Here is a 20,733-nt window from a genome sequence, read left to right as displayed (position 1 = left end):
CTGTCTCCGTTAATTAAAAGGAACGCGGCAACTCGAGCAGATGCTCGGCCACATAGGACAGGATCAGGTTGGTGGAGATGGGCGCCACCTGGTACAGACGGGTCTCGCGAAACTTGCGCTCGACGTCATACTCATTGGCAAAACCGAAACCGCCGTGGGTTTGCAGGCAGGCATTGGCCGCTTCCCAGCTGGCCTTGGCTGCCAGGTACTTGGCCATATTGGCCGCCGCCCCGGCTTTACCCCCACTGTCGTATTCTTCGCAGGCGCGCCAGCGCATCAGGTCAGCGGCTTCCAGCTCGATATGGGCTTCGGCAATCGGGAACTGTACGCCCTGGTTCTGCCCGATCGGACGACCGAATACCACACGATCACGGGCGTACTGTGCAGACTTTTCATTGAACCAGCGGCCATCACCGATGCATTCAGCGGCGATCAGCGTGCGCTCGGCATTGAGCCCGTCGAGGATATAACGAAAGCCCTTGCCCTCTTCGCCGATCAGGCTGCTGGCGGGGATTACCAGGTTGTCGAAAAACAGCTCGTTGGTCTCGTGATTGACCATATTGGCAATCGGCTGCACGGTCAGGCCGTTGCCGATGGCTTCGCGCAGATCGACCAGAAAGATCGACATGCCGTCGGCTTTTTTCTGCACGTCGGCCAACGGCGTGGTGCGGGCCAGCAGGATCATCAGGTCGGAATGCTGAACCCGCGAAATCCACACCTTCTGGCCATTGATCACATACGTGTCGCCCTGGCGCACGGCAGTGGTCTTGATCTTGGTGGTGTCGGTGCCCGTGGTCGGCTCGGTCACTGCCATCGACTGCAAGCGCAGCTCGCCACTGGCCAGCCGGGGCAGGTAATAACTTTTTTGCGCCTCGCTGCCGTGACGCAGCAAGGTAAACATATTGTACATCTGGCCATGCACGGTGCCGGAGTTGCCGCCACAGTGGTTCACTTCCTCAAGAATCACCGAGGCCTCAGCCAGCCCCAGGCCCGAACCGCCGTAGTGCTCGGGGATCATCGCCGACAACCAGCCGGCTTCGGTCATGGCGGCGACAAAGGCTTCAGGAAAGCCCTTGTCTTCGTCAATCTTGCGCCAGTACTCGGCTGGAAACTCCGCACACAGGGCGCGGACACCCTCGCGAATGGCGTTATAGTCTTCGTTCAGATACGGATTCATTAGCGCTCCTTGTTGTCGTTATTAGTCGAAGCTCACTTCGCCCTGCTGGGCGATACCCTCTGCGTTGCCCACCCACAACTCGGCTTTGCCCGCCGCCACGACACGCCCCCGCAGCACAAAGGGCTGAGGTGCAATCAACGGCCGCCCGCCGCGATAGGCAAAGCGCCGCACTTGGGCCTGGGGATTGGCGCGGCAAAAAGCGCGCAGGCTGAGGGTGGCCATCAGCGGCCCGTGTACCACCAGCCCCGGGTAGCCTTCCGTTGCGGTCGCATAAGGCCAGTCGTAATGGATGCGATGGCCATTGAAGGTGACCGCCGAGTAGCGGAACAGCAAGGTGGGGCTCGGCGTGATCGACTCCTGCCAGATGCCCGCAGGCAAGGGCTCGCCCTCTGCCAGCTTGGGCGGGGTTGGTTCGCGGTAGACAATGTCCTGTTCTTCGCGAATGGCCAGTTGGCCGTCCTGCAGATAGTCATGCTGGACAGTGACAAACAGCAGCGAGCCGGTTTTACCGAGTTTTTCCCGAACATCGAGAATGGTGGAAAAACGCGTCGCCCTGGCATCCACCCTGAGCGGAGTAAAGAACTCGACACGCCCGCCCGCCCACATGCGGTTGCGGTTGTGGGCCGGAGGCAAAAAGCCGCCCCGGGCCGGGTGACCATCATCACCCAGCCCCTGTTCCTCTACCGTGGGCTGAAAGAAACACCACTGCCACAACGCCGGCAGAGGCTCCCCGGCCTGCGGCACCTTCTCACCGAAGGTAGCGGCGATACGGGTGACCAGGTTCAGGCTAAGAACGTCATGGATTTCTTCAGTACGACCGATCCAGTCGGCCAGTGCGTTATCGCTCATCGGTGATTGCCCCGTGGCTTGTTATTTTGGCCATGATTGCCAAAAGCCGGGCGATCTGTGAATCTGCGTTTCGGTAAGGGGGCGTTCGGTTTTGCTTAACGCTCAAGCCCAACGGAAATCAGCCATGCATTTTGATCTTGTCGACCTGCGCCTGTTTATTCATATCGCCGAATCCCCCAGCCTCACCCAGGGTGCGCGCAAGGCGTTTATCTCGCCACCAGCCGCCAGTGCACGGATCAAGAGCCTGGAAGAGAACCTGGCCAGCCGCCTGTTGTACCGCGACAGCCGCGGGGTTGAACTGACCCCCGCCGGTGAACTGTTCTTGCACCATGCGCGGATGATCATGCGCCAGGTGGACTATATGAAAAGCGAGTTCACCGAGTACGACACCGACGCGTCGGGGCATATCAGGATCTTTGCCAACACCACGGCAGCCACGGAATTCTTGCCCGGTATCCTGGCCGGTTTTCTTGCCGAACGCCCAGGTGTGACAGTGGACCTGCAAGAGCGCCTGAGCCGCGATATCGTCCGCGGGGTCATGGATGGCTCAACCGATATGGGCATCATCGCCGGTCCGGTCGAGGCTGACAGCCTGCAGGTCATCCACTTCAGCACCGACCAATTGATCCTGGTCACCTCACTGGATCACCCCCTGGCCCACTCCAGGTCGATCAAGTTGGCCGAAACCCTGGCCTATCCGCATATCGGCCTGCACGAAGGCACTACCCTGCTGCGATTTTTAAATGAGCAGGTCGCCCTGCACGGCAATACCCTGAACATGCGCATCAAGGTCTACAGCTTCGAAGCGATGTGCCGGATGGTCGAAGCCGGGGTGGGTATCGCCATCCTGCCGGAGTCTTCGGCCCGTCGTCACCAGCAGACCATGGGCCTGTCGGTGATCGAACTGGACGAGCCCTGGCGGGTGCGCGAACGCAGCATTCTGGTGCGCGACCTGCAGGCACTGCCCAAGGTGACCCGGGCCTTGATCAACAGGGTGCTGGAGCATCACAAGAGCGTTGAGCCTGGCAATTAGTCCTGCACCGATATCCTTGGCCAGCGATCAGACCCGGCATGCGATAAGCCGTCAGATCAGCCTTGCGGTGCAGCGCATCGACTCTGGTTGCGGTAATGCTGCGGGCCGATGCCCAAGTGCTTGTGAAACCCTCGCCGCATACGCTCTTCCCGACCAAAACCTGCGGTTTCGGCTATCCGCTTGATCGGCTCGCTGGTGGTTTTCAGCAACTGGCAGGCAGCTTCAATACGTAAGAGCTCTACCGCATGTGCAGGTGTATGGCCAGTAGTGGCCACGTAGGCACGGGCAAAGTGGCGCGCACTCATGCCAAATTGCTCCGCCAGTATTTCCACACGCAGGTCGCTTTGCAGGTTGGCTGCAATCCAGGCATGCAGACGCACCAGGCGCACGTCAGGGGCTGTACGCAAGGCCAGGGACTGGGCATTGAGCGAAGCGCTGAGCTGGGGTTGAGCCGCCGAGCGCCATACGAAAACGGTGAAATAGCGCGCCAGCTCCAATGCCGCATGGGGGCCGAGATCCTGCTCCACCAACCCCAGCGCCAGGTCGATACCGGCAGCAGCTCCCGCGCACGTCCACAGGTTCGCGTCATGCAGGTACAACCCTTCAGTCTAGCACTGGAGCGTCGGGTAGCGGGCTTGCAGTTCTTCGGCAAACTTCCAGTGGGTCACCACCTTGCGCCCCTCAAGCAGACCGGCAGCGGCCAAGGCGAATGTGCCAGTACCTATGGAACACAGCCTGCGTACGGCCGTGGCGCGGCGGCGCAACCAGCTGCACACAGGTACGCTGGCTTCAAGTGCTGCCACACCCGGCCCCCCTGCCACGATCAGGGTGTCGATAACGTCCGCTTGCTGGTCGATCTGTTCCAGGGACAGTGTATTGACGCTGATCCCGGAAACCGAGGTTATCTGGCCTCCCATGGGCGATACGAGCAACAGCCGATAAGGTGGATCGCTGGCAAAAGTGCCGCCCAACAGCCGCGGTATCGCGGCGAAGACCTCAAGTGGCCCCGCGGCGTTGAGCAACAACAGCTCATCGAATGCCAGCACCACCACCGTACGCGGCGTGGCGCCCGGCATGGCAGCAAAAGAGGGGTGTTTGGCATGGAGCGCCACGGTTTGCCTCGACATACTCGATTCCACGCACACAGGGGAGACCGACAATGCTCCCCTGCCGCGCACAATACCAGTGGAACCTAGTGGGAGTGGCACCATGTCAAAACTGCACAACACCACCCTGAAGCGCCACAAGACCGGTCTGGTCGGCGTCGACCACGCCCGTAGCGCCGGTGGCTACACACTGTTCGCCCCGCAAACGGCAGATGGCAATGTATTCCTGATCGATCTGCAAGGCGAAATCGTACACCGCTGGAAGCTGCCCTGGCGCCCCGGCCGCGACGCCGTAATACTGCGCAACGGCAACCTGGGATACAACGGCAACCACCCCGACTCGCCAGAGTTGTTTACGGGCTGGTCAGTCTGGCACGGCGGCGCCTTCAGCGAAGTCACTGCCGAGGGAGAAGTGGTCTGGGAACACACTGACCTGATGCACCATCACGATGCCCAATGGCTGGACAACGGTCATCTGCTCTACACCACCGTTGAACCGCTGAGCCCGCAGCTGGCCGCGCGCGTGGTGGGTGGCATTCCTGGCAGCGAAGCACCCGGCGGGGTGATCTATGCCGATGTGGTCAAAGAAGTCGACCGCCAGGGCCATGTGGTGTGGGAGTGGCGCAGCTGGGAGCACCTGCGCCCTGAAGACTATCCGCTGCATGATGCGTTTGAGCGCTACCACTGGCCGATGACCAACGCCGTCTCGCCGGGCCGCGATGGCAAGATCATTCTCAGCCTGCGCAGCGTCTCTGCGGTGATTGCCATTTCGCGCAGCAGCAGTAAGGTGCTGTGGCGCCTGGGCCATGATCTGGTTGCGCAACAGCACTGCCCGAGCGAGCTGGAAAACGGCAACGTGCTGGTATTCGACAACGGCATCTTTCGGCCACATACCAGCATGCCGCACTCACGAATACTGGAAATAGAGCCACTGAGCTAACAGATCGTGTGGCAGTACGCCGATACCCCGGGCTATGCCTTTTTCACCCCGTTCATGGGCGGCGCGCAACGCCTGCACAACGGCAATACGCTGGTGACCGAGGCCAATTTTGGTCGACTGTTTGAAATCACGCCGACGGGAGAAGTGGTCTGGGAATATATCAATCCCCTCTTTGCCCCGTACCCGGATGCAGCCTCCAGAGCCTATCTGCCGGGTGAAAACAACGCGATCTTCCGCGCGCACCGTTATCAGCGCCGGGAAATACCATGGTTGGTTGTAACATAAAAAGCTAAAAGCCCCTCACCACGCCTCTCCCGGAGGGAGAGGCGTGGTGAGGGGCTTTTGATCTTTGACAACCTGCGGGATGAGGCGACCGGAAATCAATTCCGCTCGAGTGCATTCACCAGATCATGGAAAGCTTCACGGTTGGAGTCGTTGAGCCCCATCAGAATCTTGTGCGCTTCCAGCACTTTTACCCGCACAACTTCTTCTGTCTGATCCTGCGAAGGCAGGTCGGTCAGGCAATCCGGGCAAGGGATCGGCTTGCCGATGATGTTGAACACCTGATCGAAGCCCATCGACTCCAGCAGCCGGGTGATGTCTTCGTGGGTGGTGACAACAGTCGGTAACAGGCCTGTTTTTTGGCGCGACAATATCGACAGTTTCGCCAGCAAACCCAAGGTGGTGCTGTCGATACTGCGGGTTTCGGTGAGGTCAATCACGATGGCATTGAAATTCAACGCCGTGAAAATCCTCTCGATCGTCGCATCCAGTGCCGAACACAACGTCAGACGCACTTCACCCACAAACTTCAGGACAAAAGTGCCGTCCTGTTCGGCGAACTGAATTCTACCGGTACTCATTTAAGATTCCTGCTCAACACCAACAAGGCGATATCATCCGGCATCTCCCCTAGCGTAGCTAATCCAAACACTTTGCGCAGACCATCCAGGCTGCCGCCTGCTGCTTTCACCCGTTGCGGCAAAGCAGCTTCTTTCTCTTTGAGCGTCGGCTCGGTCAAAAGATCCAGGATACCGTCAGACATCAGAGTCAGGCTGAAAGCTTCAGGCAATTTCATAACCTGGTCTTCATAGGTGGCTTCGTTGAACAGGCCAACGGGCAAACCCCGCCCTTCCAGATAACGGACACTGTCTGGAGTGTAGAGCACCGGCAGCGGCAAGTGCCCGCCAATGCTATAGGTCAGCTCGCCGCTTTCTTCATTGATCACACCGCCCACCATGGTCACGTGCTTGCCCAGCTTGCAGTTGATCAGACCACGGTTGATATGCCCAAGCACTTCGGAGGGCTTGAACTCCGGCAAGGTGCCATTGCGCTTGGACTCGAACAGCAGGCGCGTGGTCATGAACTTGAGCAGCACCGTGACAAAGGCCGAAGAGGCGCCGTGCCCGGAAACATCCGCCAGATAAAAAGCGACCCGACGCTCGTCAACCCGGAAGTAGTCGACAAAATCCCCGGACAGATACAGTGACGGGATGATCTTGTGGGCAAAACTGAACTCATCAGTGGTCCAGGGGCTGACCGGCAGCATGTTCATCTGCACCTGCCGGCCGGCGTTCTGGTCTTCCTGCAGCAAATGCAGGCTGGCTTCCAGTTCCCGGTTGGCCGACTCCAGCTTCTCACGGTAGCGCTGGTTCTCAAGCTGCAACCGCGCACGATCCAGAGCTCGGTGAACCGAATGCTCCAGCACGGCAAGGTCTTCCAGCGGCTTGATCAGGTAGTCGGCAGCGCCAAGGCGCAAAGCCTCGACCACATCGCTCATCACGCCTGCGCCCGAGATGACGATCACCGGCGTTTGCGCCGACCGCTGGGCAACCTGGCGAATCACCTCCAGGCCACTCATTTGCGGCATGCGCAGGTCACAGATGATCAGATCTGGCTGCTCTTGCTCGAACATCTGAAGGCCTTGCAAGCCATTATTGGCCTGAAGGACGCTGAAGCCGCTGTCTTCCAGGTAGGCCGCCAGACTTGCGCGTACTACCTGGTCGTCATCAATGATCAGCAGCGTGGCACTGGTTTTTTGCATGTGGGCAAATGGCGCCAGAATTAGGTTGTCGTTGAAGCTCGTAAACGTCGGGCTCAACAACTGAAATGGCTTGTGAACATCCCTGATTCAAATCGACTGTGTTGCTCGATCCTACAAAGGTGCCCGTGTAAGGCGCAGACGGTACTCCCATCCGCGGGGTGTTTCAAGCTCAGGCCGATAGCGGCTTGAGGTGTTCGTCACGTTAAATTACTGCGGGTTATAAGAACCACGTTTACGGCAACTAAAACCTTGGTAACAAAGGCCGCAAAGCCGATTGATTCTCATCTGCACCCATACAAAAAACGGCCACAAGGGCCGTTTTTTGCGCATCGGTCAAACGACTCAGAAGTCGTCGACAACCTGTCCGTCCTTGACCTTGAATTCACGGCTTTGCAGATACGCATTGCGGATAAAGATGTATTTATCCCCCGTGATCAATTTTTCGGCCGACAGCAGATTGGCGCGGGCATCGATGATTTTCATCCCGGCAACGGTGTTACGTGCTGAAACGTCATGCATGTAGCGGTAAGGTTCGGCATAGGAGTCCGGGTAGATGCCCAGGGCATCTCGCACCGTACTAGGGCCCAGCAGCGGCAATACAAGGTAAGGGCCGCTGCTCAGCCCCCAGTAGCCAAGGGTCTGGCCAAAGTCTTCGTCGTTGCGCTGCAGGCCCATCTTGGTGCCCACATCAAAGAAGCCGCCGACACCGATAATGGTGTTCATCAGCAAACGAGCGGTATCCACGCCCGCAGCGTGGGGTTTTACCTGCAGCACGTTGTTGGCCAGGTTGCGCACGTCACCGACGTTGCGGTACATATTGTGGATGCCATCCTCCAGAAACTGCGGAGTGATGAACTGGTAGCCCTGGGCAATCGGCTTCAGGGCATAGGTGTCGAGGGTGTCGTTAAACTTGAACACAACGCGGTTAAACCCTTCCCACGGGTCATCCTCGGTGGCGGCATTGGCAGCAAACGGCATCATGGCCACACCGGCACAGACAAACAATGGGGCGAGACGAACAGTCCAGCGCATAGCAAAACTCCCTGAAGTTACTCAACACTTGGGCGCTATGCCCTGAGTCTGAACATCAGTATAACGGCAAATGGCTTTTAGGCAGCCCCCAAGCAATCGCCTAAACAGACTTGTATAAAAGATAGACGTTCCCCCCCGCTGCCGATTCTTTTAAAACCACCCGCCTGAACGACAAAAACACGCACCGGGGATTTTGATAGAGATCATGCACTTCGCCCGCGAGTGGATTAATCTAGAGGCAGACCTTTTGCTCACTTCGAAGGTCTACACCAGAGCCTATCAATAAAGGATGAATGCTATGCCTGCCCGCGATCTGCAAGAACAACTCAATACCTTGCGCGAGCAACTGGAACAGAACCCGCCGCTCACCCAGGAAGAGCGTGAACACTTGAACCAGCTCGCCACACAAATCCAGGCTCAGATCGACATCGAAAAAGCGACCAACGATTCCAGCCTTGCCGACAGCGTCAACCTCGCTGTAGAGCGCTTTGAGGTCGATCATCCCACTCTCGCCGTTACCCTGCGCAGCATCGTGCAAACCTTGGGCAATATCGGCATCTGATTTCCGGTAACCCCCAGAAACAAAAAAGCCCCGACTCATTGCACATGAGCCGGGGCTTTGTTTTGCAACTCAGGCTGTCAGAGCCCTGATTGACCGCTTAACGCCAGGTCCAGCAGCTCGCGGTTGGCCACCGCGTACATGGCATAGTCGCTGCCGGTGGCGGCACGCAGATCCACCAGCATCGAGCGCCAGCGCTCAACCATCGAGTGGTTCTGTTCAAGCCACAGCGCCAGCCGTGCCTCGATACTTTCCCCGGCCTCGGTCATCTGCAACACCGAAATGGTAATTGCCCGCTGCTGCCAGTCGATATCGTCGCGGAACGCCTCGCGGGCCAGGGCCTGCCAGTTGTTCTCCACCGGCAGGTTGCTGATCTGCTGCAAGTACCAGGTCAGGTCCAGCGCACTGCCCACGGCGAAGTACGTCTTGGCCACATCCGCAGCATTTTGCCCGGTGACATCCGAAGCCTCGATAATCGGCAACAGGGTATACAGGTGCGTGGTACCCGCTACCATGCGCGCCAGCAACTCCGGCACGCCCGCCTCGACGTAGGCCTGATAGCGGGTCTGCCAGCCTTCGCGGGTCGGCCCTTCCAGCAGTTCGTCGAGCTTGAGGCCCAATGCCGCCAGATGCGGGCCGAAATGCGCCACATCCCGTGCAGCATCCAGCTCGTTACGACGGCTGCGCAGGAACCAGCGTGTAGCGCGGCGACCCAGACGCATCAACTCATCCATCAGCGCCAGCTGGATTTCAGCCGGTACCTGATAGTCCAGCGCCTCGATCTGCCGGAACCAGTGTGGCAGGTGGAAAATATCACGCACGATGACGTAGGCGCCGGCCACGTTGGCAGCACTCATCCCCGTCGACTCTTTCAGGCGCTCGACAAAGGTGATGCCCATATGGTTGACCAGATCGTTGGCAATCTGGGTGCTGACGATTTCACGCTTCAGGCGATGGCGACGCATGGCTTCGGCAAATTTGCTCACCAGCATCGGCGGGAACGCGGTTTCCATGTCCCGGGTCAGGTAGTCGTCATCCGGCACCCGGGAGTTGAGCAGCGCCTCTTTAAGGTCGATCTTGCTGTAGGAGATCAACACCGACAGCTCGGCACGGGTCAGACCGTGGCCCGCCGCTACGCGCTCGTTGAGCTGCTCTTCTGACGGCAGGAACTCGATGGCACGGTCCAGCTTGCCACGGGCTTCCAGATCGTTCATCAGGCGCTTGTATTCGGCAATCCGCTCATAGGCCTTGCGCGCGGCCAGCGAAATGGCCTGGGTCTGCTTGTAGTTGTTGCCCAGGACCAGGCCGCCCACCTCATCGGTCATGCTGCCCAGCAACTGGTTACGCTGCTTCTCGGTCATATCGCCGGCCTGCACCACTTCATTGAGCAGGATCTTGATATTCACTTCGTGGTCAGAGCAGTCCACACCGCCGGCATTATCGATAAAGTCGGTGTTGGAGCCGCCGCCATTGAGGTTGAACTCGACACGGCCCAGTTGGGTCATGCCCAGGTTGCCGCCCTCGCCTACCACCTTGCAGCGCAGCTCATTGCCGTTGACCCGTAATGCATCATTGGCCTTGTCGCCGACATCGGCATGGCTTTCGCTACTGGCCTTGACGTAGGTGCCGATACCGCCGTTCCACAGCAGGTCCACCGGGGCCTTGAGCAAGGCATTGAGCAGTTCGGTGGGGGTCAGCCTGTCAGCGGTAATCGCGAAGCGCTCTTTCATCTGCGCGGAGATGGCGATGCTTTTCGCGCTGCGCGAGAAGATCCCGCCACCCGCCGACATGATGCCGGTGTCGTAGTCCGACCACGCCGAACGCGGCAGATCGAACAGGCGCTGACGCTCGGCGAAGCTGCTGGCAGGCTCCGGGTTCGGGTCGATAAAGATATGCAGGTGGTTGAACGCCGCGACCAGTTGCAACTGATCGGACATCAGCAGGCCGTTGCCGAACACGTCACCGGCCATATCGCCGATACCGACCACGCTGATGCTGTCTTTCTGAACGTTGATCCCGCGCTCTTTAAAATGACGCTGCACGCCAACCCAGGCACCCTTGGCGGTAATGCCCATCTTTTTATGGTCATAACCGGCCGAACCGCCCGAAGCGAACGCATCGCCCAGCCAGAAGCCGTAATCGATGGCAATGCCGTTGGCGATATCGGAGAAGGTCGCGGTGCCCTTGTCGGCAGCCACCACCAGGTACGGGTCATCATCATCGTGACGGACCACGTTCAACGGCGGTACCAATGCGCCGTCTTTCAAGTTGTCGGTGATGTCCAGCAGGCCGGAAATAAAGATCCGGTAGCAGGCAATCGCCTCGGCCTGGATTTCATCACGGCCGCCGCCCAGCGGCAGGCGGCGCGGCACGAAGCCGCCTTTGGCACCCACCGGCACAATGACCGAGTTTTTCACTTGCTGGGCTTTTACCAGGCCCAGCACTTCGGTGCGGAAGTCTTCTTCACGGTCCGACCAGCGCAAGCCGCCACGGGCCACGTTGCCGAAGCGCAAGTGCACGCCTTCAACCCGCGGCGAGTAGACGAAGATTTCAAACTTCGGCACCGGCCTTGGCAGCTCGGGGATCAGGTGCGGGTTGAACTTGAAGCTGAAGTAGGAACGGTTGTGACCGTTGCCATCCGGCTGGTAGAAGTTGGTGCGCAACGTGGCTTTGATCAAGTCCAGGTAACGACGCAGGATGCGGTCTTCGTTGAGCACCTGCACATCGTCCAGGGCTGTCAGGATCGCCTGTTCCAGACGCAGCTGCTTGTCTTCGAGGTCTTCGGCCGTCAGCTTGCGCGCCAGGTAGAAGCGGGTCTTGAACAGCCGGGTCAACTCGCGGGCGATGTCGGTGTGGTTGTTCAGGGTGCTGGCGATATACCCCAGGTCAAAACCCAGGCGAATCTGCTTCAGGTAACGCGCGTACGCACGCAGCAGCGCCACGTCGCGCCATGGCAGGCCGGCAGTCAGTACCAGGCGGTTGAACGCATCGTTCTCGGCATCGCCGCGTACGATATGCACGAACGCATCCTGCAGCGTGTCGTTGAGTTGCTGGATATCCAGGTTCAAGCCTTCGCCAGCGGTAAAGGCGAAGTCATGGATCCAGAACTCACGGCCATTGGCATGCCGCAAACGGTACGGGAACTCGCCCAGCACGCGCAGGCCGAGGTTCTCCAGAATCGGCAGGACATCGGACAGGGCCAGCGGCGTATCGGCGTGATACAGCTTGCAATGCAGCTCCTGACCGGCACTTTGCCCCAGCGGCTGATAGAAACTCATCACCAGCGGGTTCTTTTCGCTCAGGTTCATCAGGTGCTGCATGTCGACCACGGCCGAATGTGCAGCAAAGCGCTCGCGATAGCCTGCCGGGAAACCTTTGGGGAAATCGGCCAGCACCTTGGTGCCATTGGCCTCGCCAAAGCTTTCGACCACCAGGCTGGCGTAGTCGTCCTGCCAGCTGCGGCAGGCCTGGACCACTTCTTTTTCCAGCAACAGCGGGTCGATATCGATGCGGTTTTTCGGGTCAACCCGCAGAATCAGCTGCACGCGGGCCAGCACCGACTCCGAGAAGAAGGTCCAGAACTCGCAATCCGACGCCTGCAGACGCTCCATCAGCACCTGCTGGATTTTCTGCCGCACTTCGGTGGAATAGATATCCCGCGGTACGTAGGCCAGGCAATAGCAGAAGCGGCCGTACGGGTCCTTGCGCAGGAACACGCGAATCTTGTTGCGCTCCTGGATTTGCACGATCGACATCACGGTGTTGAACAGTTCGTCCACCGGAGTCTGGAACAGGTCGTCACGGGGCAGGACTTCCACCACCTGAGCCAGTTCCTTGCCCAGGTGAGCCTTGGCCTGGAAGCCCGAGCGGCGCTCGATTTCTGCCACCTTGCGACGAATATAAGGGATCACCCGCACGCTCTCGCCGTACACCGAAGAGGTGTACAGGCCCATAAAGCGGCACTCCTTGATGACCTTGCCGCTGGCATCGATCTGGCGAATCGACACATAGTCCGGGTACGCCGGGCGATGCACACGGCTCGGGTGCGCGGCCTTGGCGAACGACAGCAGGGTCGGCTCGCGCAGGTAGCTGACGGCGTAGTCTTCGATACGCAGGTCTTCGGCGGTGAGCCCGGCGCGCAACAGCTTGGTCAGGCCCAGGAACGAGTCGGGGTCATATTCGATATGACCGCCATCGGCATCGTCACGCACCACAAATTCTTCATAGCCCAGGAAGGTGAAGTGGTTGCCCACCAGCCATTCCAGGAAGCTTTTGACTTCGGCTTTCTCATCGGCATCGACGGCGTACTGGCAGTTGTCGACACTGGCCAGCAGCTCCTGCACCTTGGCCTTCATCGGCTCGAAGTCAGCCACGGCAACCCGTACTTCACCCAGAACCTGCTCCAGTTCCTTGCTCAGCACATTCAATTCGGCAGCGTGTGCGCAGCGATCGATTTCCAGGTACATCAGCGACTCTTGCGAGACGCCTTCCCCCGTGGTGCCCTTGGGCAGGATTTCCAGCAACTCGCCTTTGGCGCCGCGACGCACGCTCAACATCGTGGTTTGCAGGGTATGAATGCTGTAACCGCGACGGTTCAGCTCGGTACGCACCGAGTCCACCAGAAACGGCAGGTCGTGGTGCAGGACTTCAACTGCCGTGTGGGTGGACTGCCAGCCGTGGCGCTCGTAGTCGGGGTTGAATACCCGCACTTGCGGCTGGGCCGGGTCGAAACGCTCCAGCAGGCGCCACGCCGACAGCGTGCAGCCGGCGAGGTCGGACATGCGCCGCTGTGTAAGTTCATCCAGAGAAATGATGCCGAAGAATTGCTCAGCGAACAGCGCCACTTGTGGCAGTGCCTGTTCACTGATGTGCTGCGCCAGTGCCGCTTGCAGTTGATGCTGGAAGTCGGCTTTGCTGGCTGCGGTGAAGAACGCCATCTGTGGTACTCCGCTTGGGCTTGTTATTGAGAGAAGCGTCGCGTGTTGTTCCCGCGTGAGGAGGTGAAGCTGGCCGTGACCCACGGGTCACATTCACCTGCAAGGATGGTGATCTACAAAAACGACTGCCGGTTGAACAGGCTGTGTCTTTAGAGATAACAATCACCGCGCAGCTTAACGATTGCGCTGTACGGCCTGCTTACGGTGCGGCGACATATTCGGTCATCGGGACGCAACCGCCAGGGCGGTCATAGAACAACCCTAGCATCGGCAAGCGAAAAACCTTCATAAAAGCACCGTAGTTTCCGTAGCGAGCAACAGAAATGACTGACCATTTGCCCAGTTGTTCCATTCAAACCTGCACAAATCGGTTCAGGCTGGCAAAATTGGCCTCTGATCGACCTACCCGCGCCCAGAGCGCCAGGAATTACCCATGCAAATGAACACCGACCACCTGCTCGCCAACCCGTGCGACGACGAAGAAGACAATATGGCCATGCTGTGCTGCCACACCGACAGCGGCGAAATGTTTCTGATGACCCGTTACCCGGACGAAGACGAGCTGGAAATCACCCTGGAAGACGAGCCTTCGACCCTGGACGGCGTCAAGGTCACCTTGAGCCCTACCCGCCTGCTGATCGAAATCGGCGCGGGTGATGCGGACGTTCTCAAGGGCGATGACCACCTGGAAATCCTCCACAACACCCCTGCGGCAGACCTTGGCGAAGTCGAAGAGACCCTGCAGAACATCCTCAAGGGCACCGGTACCTATATCAGCGAGCTGAATTAATCCTCCATGAGGAAGGGAGTCTTGCAGGGCACATTGTGGGAGCGAGCCTGCTCGCGATGCAGGCGATGCGATCTGTCTGGCCCAGCGCACTGATACCATCGCGAGCAGGCTCGCTCCCACATTCATACACTTCCACTGGAGCTCACCACCATGCGCCCGATCTTCGATGTCCACTGCCATATCATTGACAGCGCCTACCCGCTGATTCCCAACAATGGCTATGTGCCCGAGTTCTTCAGTGTCGATGACTACCTGGCCCGGGCCACCCCCCTGGGTATCGTGGGCGGTGCCGTGGTATCGGGTTCCTTTCAGGGCTACGACCAGAGCTACCTGATCGCTGCACTCAAGCGTTTAGGCCCGGGGTTTGTGGGCGTGACCCAGTTGCCCGCCAGTGTCACCGATGCCGAGCTGCAGACCCTGCGCCGGCAGGGCATCCGCGCCCTGCGCTTCAACCTCAAGCGCGGAGGCTCCGAACAACTTGACCAGCTCGAATCATTGGCCATGCGCGTGCATGAACAAGTGGGCTGGCATTCCGAGCTGTACGTTGACTCACGGGAACTGTCAGGGCTGGAAGACCGGTTGCGACGCCTGCCGGCGCTGAGCATCGACCATCTGGGTTTAAGCCATGAGGGCCTGCCCAGGCTGCTGCGCCTGGCGGAGCACGGCGTGCGGATCAAGGCCTGCGGTTTTGGCCGGGTTGATTTTGCCGTGCCGCAAGTACTGCAACAGATCCATAGCATCAACCCCGACGCCCTGATGTTTGCTACGGACCTGCCATCAACCCGGGCGCCACGGGCCTTTGAGGACAACGATATCGCCTTACTGGTAGAGGCCCTTGGCGAAGACGGCGCACACAAAGCCCTGTGGCATAACGCACGGAGCTTTTATGGCTTTTAATCCTGTAGCCGCTGACGAGCGTAGCGAGGCCAAGATCGAACGCAAAGCGTTCGCTAATCCGATAGACGCGGTGCAGCCGAACTATCGGATGGCCGGGATTTACGACTGCTGCGCAGTCGTTCGCAGCCTCGCTACGCTCATCAGCGGCTACAAGACCCCATGCAGATGAGCACCAATCTCAACAAGCCCGGGCATTTCAGGTTTTTCCTGTAAAAATCCCCACCGCCATTAGTCCGCAGAGCCTCCAATGGATTAAAGTAACGCCCCCAGCCCCGGTGTAATTTCTGCGCCGCCGGTGTCCTTTTCAGGAACAGTCATCGATGGAACATCGTGAAGCGCTACTGGCGCTGCGAACCTTTCTTTCAACCCAGATCCTCGGTCAGGAAAAACTGATCGACCGTCTGCTGATCGCCTTGCTCGCTGATGGCCATATGCTGGTCGAGGGCGCCCCCGGCCTGGCCAAGACCAAGGCCATCAAGGAGCTGGCAGAAGGTATTGAAGCGCAGTTCCATCGAATCCAGTTCACTCCCGACCTGCTGCCTGCCGATATCACCGGCACCGAGATCTATCGCCCGGAAACCGGCAGTTTCGTGTTCCAGCAAGGGCCGATCTTCCATAACCTGGTACTGGCAGACGAAATCAACCGCGCCCCGGCCAAGGTGCAATCGGCGCTGCTTGAAGCGATGGCCGAGCGCCAGGTCAGTGTCGGGCGCAGTACCTATGAGCTGTCGCCGCTGTTTCTGGTCATGGCCACGCAAAACCCCATTGAGCAGGAAGGCACCTACCCGCTGCCCGAAGCCCAGCTCGACCGCTTTCTGATGCACGTCAAAATCGGTTTCCCGGATGCCGCCGTCGAACGCCGCATTCTGCAGCAGGCACGTGGCGAAGCCCTTAACGGGGAAACCAAGCCCGAGCGCCGGGTCAGCCAGCAGGCCATCTTCGCTGCGCGCAAGGAAATCCTCGGCCTGTACATGGCCGATGCCGTGGAGGAGTACCTGGTGCAACTGGTCATGGCCACCCGCACCCCGGGCAAGTTCGACCCGGAAATGGCCGAGTGGATCGCCTACGGCGCCAGCCCCCGCGGTTCGATTGCCCTGGACCGCTGCGCACGGGCCCACGCCTGGCTGGCCGGGCGCGACTTCGTCAGCCCCGAAGATATCCAGGCTGTGTTGTTTGACGTGCTGCGCCACCGCATCATCCTGTCGTTTGAAGCCGAAGCCGCCGGTATCGACCAGGACCGCGTGGTGCAACGCATCCTCGACGTCGTGGCCGTTGCCTGACCCATGAACACCCCCCTGCCCGCCGAGCCCGGCATCCGCGTCACCCTTGCGGAACTGATCGAGATGCGCCATCGGGTGCGTGAAGTGCAGCTGTTCGCCTCGCCCAGCCAGCGCAGCCCGCTGGTGGGCCTGCATCACTCGAAACTGCGCGGACGCGGGGTCGACTTCGATCAGGTGCGGGTCTATCAGGCCGGTGACGATGTGCGCACCATTGACTGGCGCGTCACGGCGCGTACCCAGGAACCGCATACCAAGATGTTCCATGAGGAACGCGAGCGGCCAATTTTCATCCTTGCCGAACAAAGCCGGCGGCTGTTTTTCGGCTCGGGGCTGATGTTCAAGTCGGTGCTTGCCGCCCAGGCCGCCAGCCTGATCGGCTGGGCCGCCCTGGGTCACAACGATCGTGTTGGCGGGCTGGTATTTGGCGACCATGAACACTATGAAATCAAACCACGGCGCAGCAAGCAGAGCCTGCTGCAGCTGCTGAACCGCCTGGTGCGGGTCAACCAGTCGCTGCACACCGAAGTGCAATCGGACCGCGACGCGCTGGGCATGGCCCTGATCCGCGCCCGTGAAGTACTGCGCCCCGGCAGCCTGGTGATCGTGATCTGTGATGAACGCGGCCTCACCGACGCCGCCGAGCAGCAACTGAGCCTGCTGTCACGCCATTGCGACCTGATGCTACTGCCGTTGTCCGACCCTCTCGACCACGCCTTGCCCGCGGCAGGGTTGCTGCGCTTTGCCGAGCGCGGCGCGCAACTGGAACTGGACACCCTCAACTATGATCTGCGCCAGGCCTACCGCGCCCAGGCCGAGGCCCGCATCGCCCGCTGGGAACTGCTGGCGCAAAAACTGCGGGTGTTGCTGATGCCGCTGAGCACTCAAAGCGAGATGGTCGAACAGCTGCGCGAATACCTGAACGCCAAACGCCCCGGCAAAGCCTCATGAAAGAACTTGAACAACTGCAACCCTTGATCCTGCCGCCTGCGCTCGGCATCTGGCCGCCAGCGCCGGGCTGGTGGCTATTATTGCTCGTGGTGCCCGCCCTGGGATGGGGCCTGTGGTGGCTGCGCCGCTACCTGCCTGCCAAACGCCTGCCGGCACGCACCGAACAACCGCTCGACCCGGTACGCCTGGCTGCCCTGGAAGAATTGGCCCGGTTCCCCAAACCCTACGATGGCGCACCGGCCGGCGCCTGGTTGCAACAGCTCAACGGCCTGCTCAAGCGCCTGTGCCGCAACCACTACCCCTACAGCCAGAGCCACACCCTCAATGGCCGCAAGTGGCTGGCGTTCCTGGACAACCGCTGCCCGGCTGCCGGCTTGACCCGCTGGATGGTGCTGGTCGAAGGTGCCTACAAGCCCGAGTGCAAGCTCGACGACAAGGCCATTGCCGGGCTCAATCAGGCGGTCGAAACCTGGATTCGCAAACATGTTTGAATTTGCCTGGCCGTGGATCTTCATCCTGCTGCCCCTGCCCTGGTTGATGCGCCTGGTGCTGCCGCCTGCCGACAGCGGGGAGGCGGCGCTGCAGGTCAGTTTCTTGAGTGACCTTGAACAACTGACCCGGCGCAAGGCCCGCGCCACCCTGCCTTCCTGGCGCCAGCAAATTCCCCATGTCCTGCTCTGGCTGCTGTTGCTGACGGCCGCTGCCCGCCCGCAGTGGCTGGGCGAACCTTTGCCGATTGCCGCCAGCGGCCGTGATTTGCTGGTGGCGGTGGATGTCTCGGGTTCGATGGACTACCCCGACATGCAATGGCAGGGTGAAGACGTAACCCGCCTGGACCTGGTCAAAAACCTGCTCGGCGAGTTCCTCGAAAACCGTGAGGGCGATCGCGTCGGCCTGATCCTCTTCGGCAGCCAGGCTTACCTGCAAGCGCCGCTGACCTTCGACCGCCACACCGTGCATACCTGGCTCGACGAAGCACGCATTGGCATCGCCGGTAAGAACACCGCCATCGGCGACGCCATTGGCCTGGCCCTCAAGCGCCTGCGCCAACGCCCGGCACAAAGCCGGGTGCTGATCCTGATTACCGATGGCGCCAACAACGGCGGGCATATCGACCCGCTGACCGCCGCTCGCCTGGCTGCCGAAGAGGGAGTCAAAATCTACCCCATCGGCATCGGCGCAGACCCGGACGAGAGCAGCAAGGGCCTGCTCAGCATCAACCCCGGGGTCGACCTCGATGAGCCGGCACTCGAAGAAATCGCCAAAGTCACCGGTGGCCGCTACTTCCGCGCCCGCAACGGCGGTGAACTGGCGGCCATCAAGGACACCCTCGACCAACTGGAGCCTGTGGCCCAACAACCGACCCAGGCGCGTCCGGCGCAGGCACTCTACAGCTGGCCGCTGGCCGCGGCCCTGTTGCTCAGTATGCTGCTGGTGATCCGCGAACTGTGGCCCAACAACCCGGTGCAGCGCTGGCTGAGCAAGGAGCATTTTCTGCAGCAACATCCTGACTGGCGTGCGCGCCTCACACGCCTGCGCCTGCGGAGGCGTCGATGAGCACGCTCTGGCCGCACTGGTTCCGCCCCGAATGGCTGCTCATCCTGCCGCTGCTCGGCTGGTTGCTGTGGCAGCGCTGGCACCGGGAAAAACGCGCGGGCCGCTGGCAGAAAATCCTGCCGCCCGCTTTTCATCGGGTGCTGCTCAGCGGCGGCAGCGGGCGTAGCAGCAAATTGCCATGGATCGCCCTCGGGCTCGGCTGGCTGCTGGCCCTGCTGGCCCTGCTCGGGCCCAGTTGGCAGCGCGTCGAGCAGTCCTCGCAGAAACCTGAAGACCCGCTGGTGGTGATGCTCGAACTGACCCCCGAAATGCTCGCCACCGACAGTTCGCCCAACCGTCTTGAGCAGGCACGGCGCAAAATCTACGACCTGCTGCAAAACCGCAGCGACGCGCAAACCGCCGTGATCGTCTACGCGGGCAGCGCCCATACCCTGGTGCCGCTGTCCGATGACATGGCCACCAGCCGCAACCTGCTCGAAGCCCTCAAGCCGTCAATCATGCCGCAGCCGGGCCATCGCGCCGACCTGGCGATTGGTAAAGCCCTTGAACTGCTGGATCAGAGCGCACTGGGCCAGGGCCGCTTGCTGCTAATCACCTCATCGCTCAGTGAACAGGAGCGCAACGGCATCCGCCAGGCCTTGAGCGGCCATGCACCGCAACTGCTGATACTGGGTATTGGCAGTCGCGAAGGCGCCCCCGTGGTGGATGAAAACGGGCAGTTTCTCCAGGACGACCAGGGTGCCATTCTCCTGCCGCGTCTCGACAGCCCGAGCCTGCGCGCCTTTGCCCTCGATATAGGTGGCCGCTACCGCCAGGCGCGTCTGGATGACAACGACCTGCGCGGCCTGGGCCTGCTCGACGGCCCGCGCAACCTGCGCAATGACGGCCAGACCCTGCAACTGGATACCTGGGCCGACCAGGGTTACTGGCTGTTGCTGCCGCTTCTGCTGCTGGTGGCCTGCGCGGGCCGCCGTGGCTGGCTGTTCTGCCTGCCCCTGCTGTTTATGCTGCAACCGCAGCCCGCGCAGGCCATGAGTTTTACCGACCTGTGGCTGCGCCCCGACCAACAGGGCCTGCGCCTGTTGCAGCAAAACAAGCCGCTGCTGGCCGTGGAACACTTCACTGACCCGCTCTGGCAGGGCGTGGCCCTGTACCGGGCGGGCGACTATGCGGGTGCAGCCCGACGCTTTGCCGAAGTCAACAGCGCCAGCGCGCACTATAATCGCGGCAATGCACTGGCCATGAACGGCGAGCTGGAAGCGGCCATCGATGCCTGGGAACAGGCGCTGGAACTGCAACCCGAGCTGGAGGCTGCGGCACAGAACAAAGCCCTGGTCGAACAGTTGCTCGAGCAGCAACGCGCCCAGGCCGAAGCTGAAGCCGAAGCCGAACACCCCCCCGAGCCGCCCGCGCCAGCCGAGACTGAAACCCCGCTGAGCAGCAGCGCACAGGGTGCCACCAGCAGCACCCGCAATGAAGACAACAGCTCGGCCACCAGCCCCACCACCGAGCCTGCGCCGCACGAGCAGCTCGACCCCGACACTGCTCCGCACGCCGACGGCGAACCGGACGACGGGCCCACCA

General features: G+C 60.6%; 19 protein-coding genes. 11 read left to right on the top strand and 8 right to left on the bottom strand.

The window, feature by feature from the left end:
• Window positions 1-13: 13 nt before the first annotated feature.
• Both GHN92_RS17815 and GHN92_RS17810 read right to left on the bottom strand, forming a co-directional pair.
• Complete coding sequence (locus tag GHN92_RS17815) at window positions 14-1,177, bottom strand: acyl-CoA dehydrogenase family protein (protein WP_095000532.1); 1,164 nt, start codon at window positions 1,175-1,177, stop codon at window positions 14-16.
• Window positions 1,178-1,198: 21 nt separating this feature from the next.
• On the bottom strand, window positions 1,199-2,026 hold the full coding sequence (locus GHN92_RS17810) for a MaoC family dehydratase N-terminal domain-containing protein (protein WP_153380690.1): 828 nt from the start codon (window positions 2,024-2,026) through the stop codon (window positions 1,199-1,201).
• Between the two features lie 124 nt (window positions 2,027-2,150).
• Between GHN92_RS17810 and GHN92_RS17805 the strand changes: the two genes are divergently transcribed.
• Window positions 2,151-3,059, top strand: coding sequence for a LysR family transcriptional regulator (locus GHN92_RS17805; RefSeq protein ID WP_095000534.1), 909 nt, complete (start codon window positions 2,151-2,153; stop codon window positions 3,057-3,059).
• A gap of 56 nt (window positions 3,060-3,115) precedes the next feature.
• On the opposite strand, the gene GHN92_RS24225 is transcribed toward GHN92_RS17805, so the two are convergent.
• Together GHN92_RS24225 and GHN92_RS24220 are read right to left on the bottom strand one after the other, a co-directional pair.
• Window positions 3,116-3,658: a GlxA family transcriptional regulator gene (locus GHN92_RS24225; RefSeq protein WP_256666491.1), complete on the bottom strand. Its 543-nt coding sequence runs from the start codon at window positions 3,656-3,658 to the stop codon at window positions 3,116-3,118.
• Window positions 3,659-3,667: 9 nt separating this feature from the next.
• The gene (locus GHN92_RS24220; RefSeq protein WP_256666490.1) at window positions 3,668-4,186 is read right to left on the bottom strand and encodes a DJ-1/PfpI family protein; all 519 of its coding nucleotides are present in this window, start codon (window positions 4,184-4,186) and stop codon (window positions 3,668-3,670) included.
• 82 nt (window positions 4,187-4,268) lie between these two features.
• Between GHN92_RS24220 and GHN92_RS17795 the strand changes: the two genes are divergently transcribed.
• Window positions 4,269-5,105, top strand: a complete 837-nt coding sequence (locus tag GHN92_RS17795) for an aryl-sulfate sulfotransferase (protein WP_256666489.1) — start codon at window positions 4,269-4,271, stop codon at window positions 5,103-5,105.
• Window positions 5,106-5,111: 6 nt separating this feature from the next.
• Complete coding sequence (locus tag GHN92_RS24215; RefSeq protein ID WP_256666488.1) at window positions 5,112-5,390, top strand: arylsulfotransferase family protein; 279 nt, start codon at window positions 5,112-5,114, stop codon at window positions 5,388-5,390.
• A 95-nt stretch (window positions 5,391-5,485) separates the two neighbouring features.
• Here GHN92_RS24215 and rssC read toward each other — a convergent pair whose 3' ends face one another.
• The 3 genes from rssC to GHN92_RS17780 all read right to left on the bottom strand — a co-directional run bounded on the left by rssC (window position 5,486) and on the right by GHN92_RS17780 (window position 8,181).
• Window positions 5,486-5,968, bottom strand: coding sequence for an anti-sigma factor antagonist RssC (rssC, locus tag GHN92_RS17790; RefSeq protein WP_095000537.1), 483 nt, complete (start codon window positions 5,966-5,968; stop codon window positions 5,486-5,488).
• The gene (gene rssB / locus GHN92_RS17785) at window positions 5,965-7,149 is read right to left on the bottom strand and encodes a two-component system response regulator RssB (protein WP_095000538.1); all 1,185 of its coding nucleotides are present in this window, start codon (window positions 7,147-7,149) and stop codon (window positions 5,965-5,967) included. The genes rssC and rssB overlap by 4 nt, the downstream gene beginning before the upstream one ends.
• A 342-nt stretch (window positions 7,150-7,491) precedes the next feature.
• Complete coding sequence (locus GHN92_RS17780) at window positions 7,492-8,181, bottom strand: VacJ family lipoprotein (protein ID WP_095000539.1); 690 nt, start codon at window positions 8,179-8,181, stop codon at window positions 7,492-7,494.
• Between the two features lie 298 nt (window positions 8,182-8,479).
• Here GHN92_RS17780 and GHN92_RS17775 point away from each other — a divergent pair, with 298 nt between their 5' ends.
• On the top strand, window positions 8,480-8,743 hold the full coding sequence (locus GHN92_RS17775; RefSeq protein WP_095000540.1) for a DUF4404 family protein: 264 nt from the start codon (window positions 8,480-8,482) through the stop codon (window positions 8,741-8,743).
• 77 nt (window positions 8,744-8,820) lie between these two features.
• On the opposite strand, the gene GHN92_RS17770 is transcribed toward GHN92_RS17775, so the two are convergent.
• Complete coding sequence (locus tag GHN92_RS17770) at window positions 8,821-13,677, bottom strand: NAD-glutamate dehydrogenase (RefSeq protein WP_153380688.1); 4,857 nt, start codon at window positions 13,675-13,677, stop codon at window positions 8,821-8,823.
• Window positions 13,678-14,110: 433 nt separating this feature from the next.
• On the opposite strand from GHN92_RS17770, the gene GHN92_RS17765 reads away from it, so the two are divergent.
• From GHN92_RS17765 to GHN92_RS17735, 7 genes are all read left to right on the top strand, one after another.
• Window positions 14,111-14,467, top strand: coding sequence for a hypothetical protein (locus GHN92_RS17765; protein WP_095018116.1), 357 nt, complete (start codon window positions 14,111-14,113; stop codon window positions 14,465-14,467).
• A gap of 150 nt (window positions 14,468-14,617) precedes the next feature.
• Window positions 14,618-15,364, top strand: coding sequence for an amidohydrolase family protein (locus GHN92_RS17760; protein ID WP_153380686.1), 747 nt, complete (start codon window positions 14,618-14,620; stop codon window positions 15,362-15,364).
• A 320-nt stretch (window positions 15,365-15,684) separates the two neighbouring features.
• Window positions 15,685-16,644, top strand: coding sequence for a MoxR family ATPase (locus GHN92_RS17755; protein ID WP_016780594.1), 960 nt, complete (start codon window positions 15,685-15,687; stop codon window positions 16,642-16,644).
• Between the two features lie 3 nt (window positions 16,645-16,647).
• Window positions 16,648-17,592: a DUF58 domain-containing protein gene (locus GHN92_RS17750; RefSeq protein WP_095000549.1), complete on the top strand. Its 945-nt coding sequence runs from the start codon at window positions 16,648-16,650 to the stop codon at window positions 17,590-17,592.
• A complete protein-coding gene (locus tag GHN92_RS17745; protein ID WP_095000550.1) occupies window positions 17,589-18,083 on the top strand; it encodes a DUF4381 domain-containing protein in 495 nt (164 codons plus the stop codon). Before GHN92_RS17750 ends, GHN92_RS17745 begins: the two co-directional genes overlap by 4 nt.
• Complete coding sequence (locus GHN92_RS17740; protein ID WP_095025859.1) at window positions 18,076-19,149, top strand: VWA domain-containing protein; 1,074 nt, start codon at window positions 18,076-18,078, stop codon at window positions 19,147-19,149. Before GHN92_RS17745 ends, GHN92_RS17740 begins: the two co-directional genes overlap by 8 nt.
• The coding region (locus GHN92_RS17735) for a VWA domain-containing protein (protein ID WP_256666487.1) at window positions 19,146-20,733 on the top strand (1,588 nt) is incomplete at its 3' end. The genes GHN92_RS17740 and GHN92_RS17735, both read left to right, overlap by 4 nt.

It is taken from the genome of Pseudomonas sp. FSL R10-2964 (genome assembly GCF_009600035.1).
Classification (GTDB): domain Bacteria; phylum Pseudomonadota; class Gammaproteobacteria; order Pseudomonadales; family Pseudomonadaceae; genus Aquipseudomonas; species Aquipseudomonas bubulae.
Note: the sequence above shows the minus strand (reverse complement) of the source record. Positions and strands in the feature narration are given on the sequence as shown.

Excerpts from the sequence above, each read along its gene's own strand:
- GHN92_RS17750 (WP_095000549.1), top strand. The coding sequence starts at position 16,648 with ATGAACACCCCCCTGCCCGCCGAGCCCGGCATCCGCGTCACCCTTGCG.
- GHN92_RS17780 (WP_095000539.1), bottom strand. The coding sequence starts at position 8,181 with ATGCGCTGGACTGTTCGTCTCGCCCCATTGTTTGTCTGTGCCGGTGTG.
- GHN92_RS17740 (WP_095025859.1), top strand. The coding sequence starts at position 18,076 with ATGTTTGAATTTGCCTGGCCGTGGATCTTCATCCTGCTGCCCCTGCCC.
- GHN92_RS17815 (WP_095000532.1), bottom strand. The coding sequence starts at position 1,177 with ATGAATCCGTATCTGAACGAAGACTATAACGCCATTCGCGAGGGTGTC.
- GHN92_RS24220 (WP_256666490.1), bottom strand. The coding sequence starts at position 4,186 with ATGTCGAGGCAAACCGTGGCGCTCCATGCCAAACACCCCTCTTTTGCT.
- GHN92_RS17760 (WP_153380686.1), top strand. The coding sequence starts at position 14,618 with ATGCGCCCGATCTTCGATGTCCACTGCCATATCATTGACAGCGCCTAC.
- GHN92_RS17810 (WP_153380690.1), bottom strand. The coding sequence starts at position 2,026 with ATGAGCGATAACGCACTGGCCGACTGGATCGGTCGTACTGAAGAAATC.
- GHN92_RS17805 (WP_095000534.1), top strand. The coding sequence starts at position 2,151 with ATGCATTTTGATCTTGTCGACCTGCGCCTGTTTATTCATATCGCCGAA.
- rssB (WP_095000538.1), bottom strand. The coding sequence starts at position 7,149 with ATGCAAAAAACCAGTGCCACGCTGCTGATCATTGATGACGACCAGGTA.
- GHN92_RS17775 (WP_095000540.1), top strand. The coding sequence starts at position 8,480 with ATGCCTGCCCGCGATCTGCAAGAACAACTCAATACCTTGCGCGAGCAA.
- GHN92_RS17795 (WP_256666489.1), top strand. The coding sequence starts at position 4,269 with ATGTCAAAACTGCACAACACCACCCTGAAGCGCCACAAGACCGGTCTG.
- rssC (WP_095000537.1), bottom strand. The coding sequence starts at position 5,968 with ATGAGTACCGGTAGAATTCAGTTCGCCGAACAGGACGGCACTTTTGTC.
- GHN92_RS17770 (WP_153380688.1), bottom strand. The coding sequence starts at position 13,677 with ATGGCGTTCTTCACCGCAGCCAGCAAAGCCGACTTCCAGCATCAACTG.
- GHN92_RS17745 (WP_095000550.1), top strand. The coding sequence starts at position 17,589 with ATGAAAGAACTTGAACAACTGCAACCCTTGATCCTGCCGCCTGCGCTC.
- GHN92_RS17755 (WP_016780594.1), top strand. The coding sequence starts at position 15,685 with ATGGAACATCGTGAAGCGCTACTGGCGCTGCGAACCTTTCTTTCAACC.
- GHN92_RS17765 (WP_095018116.1), top strand. The coding sequence starts at position 14,111 with ATGCAAATGAACACCGACCACCTGCTCGCCAACCCGTGCGACGACGAA.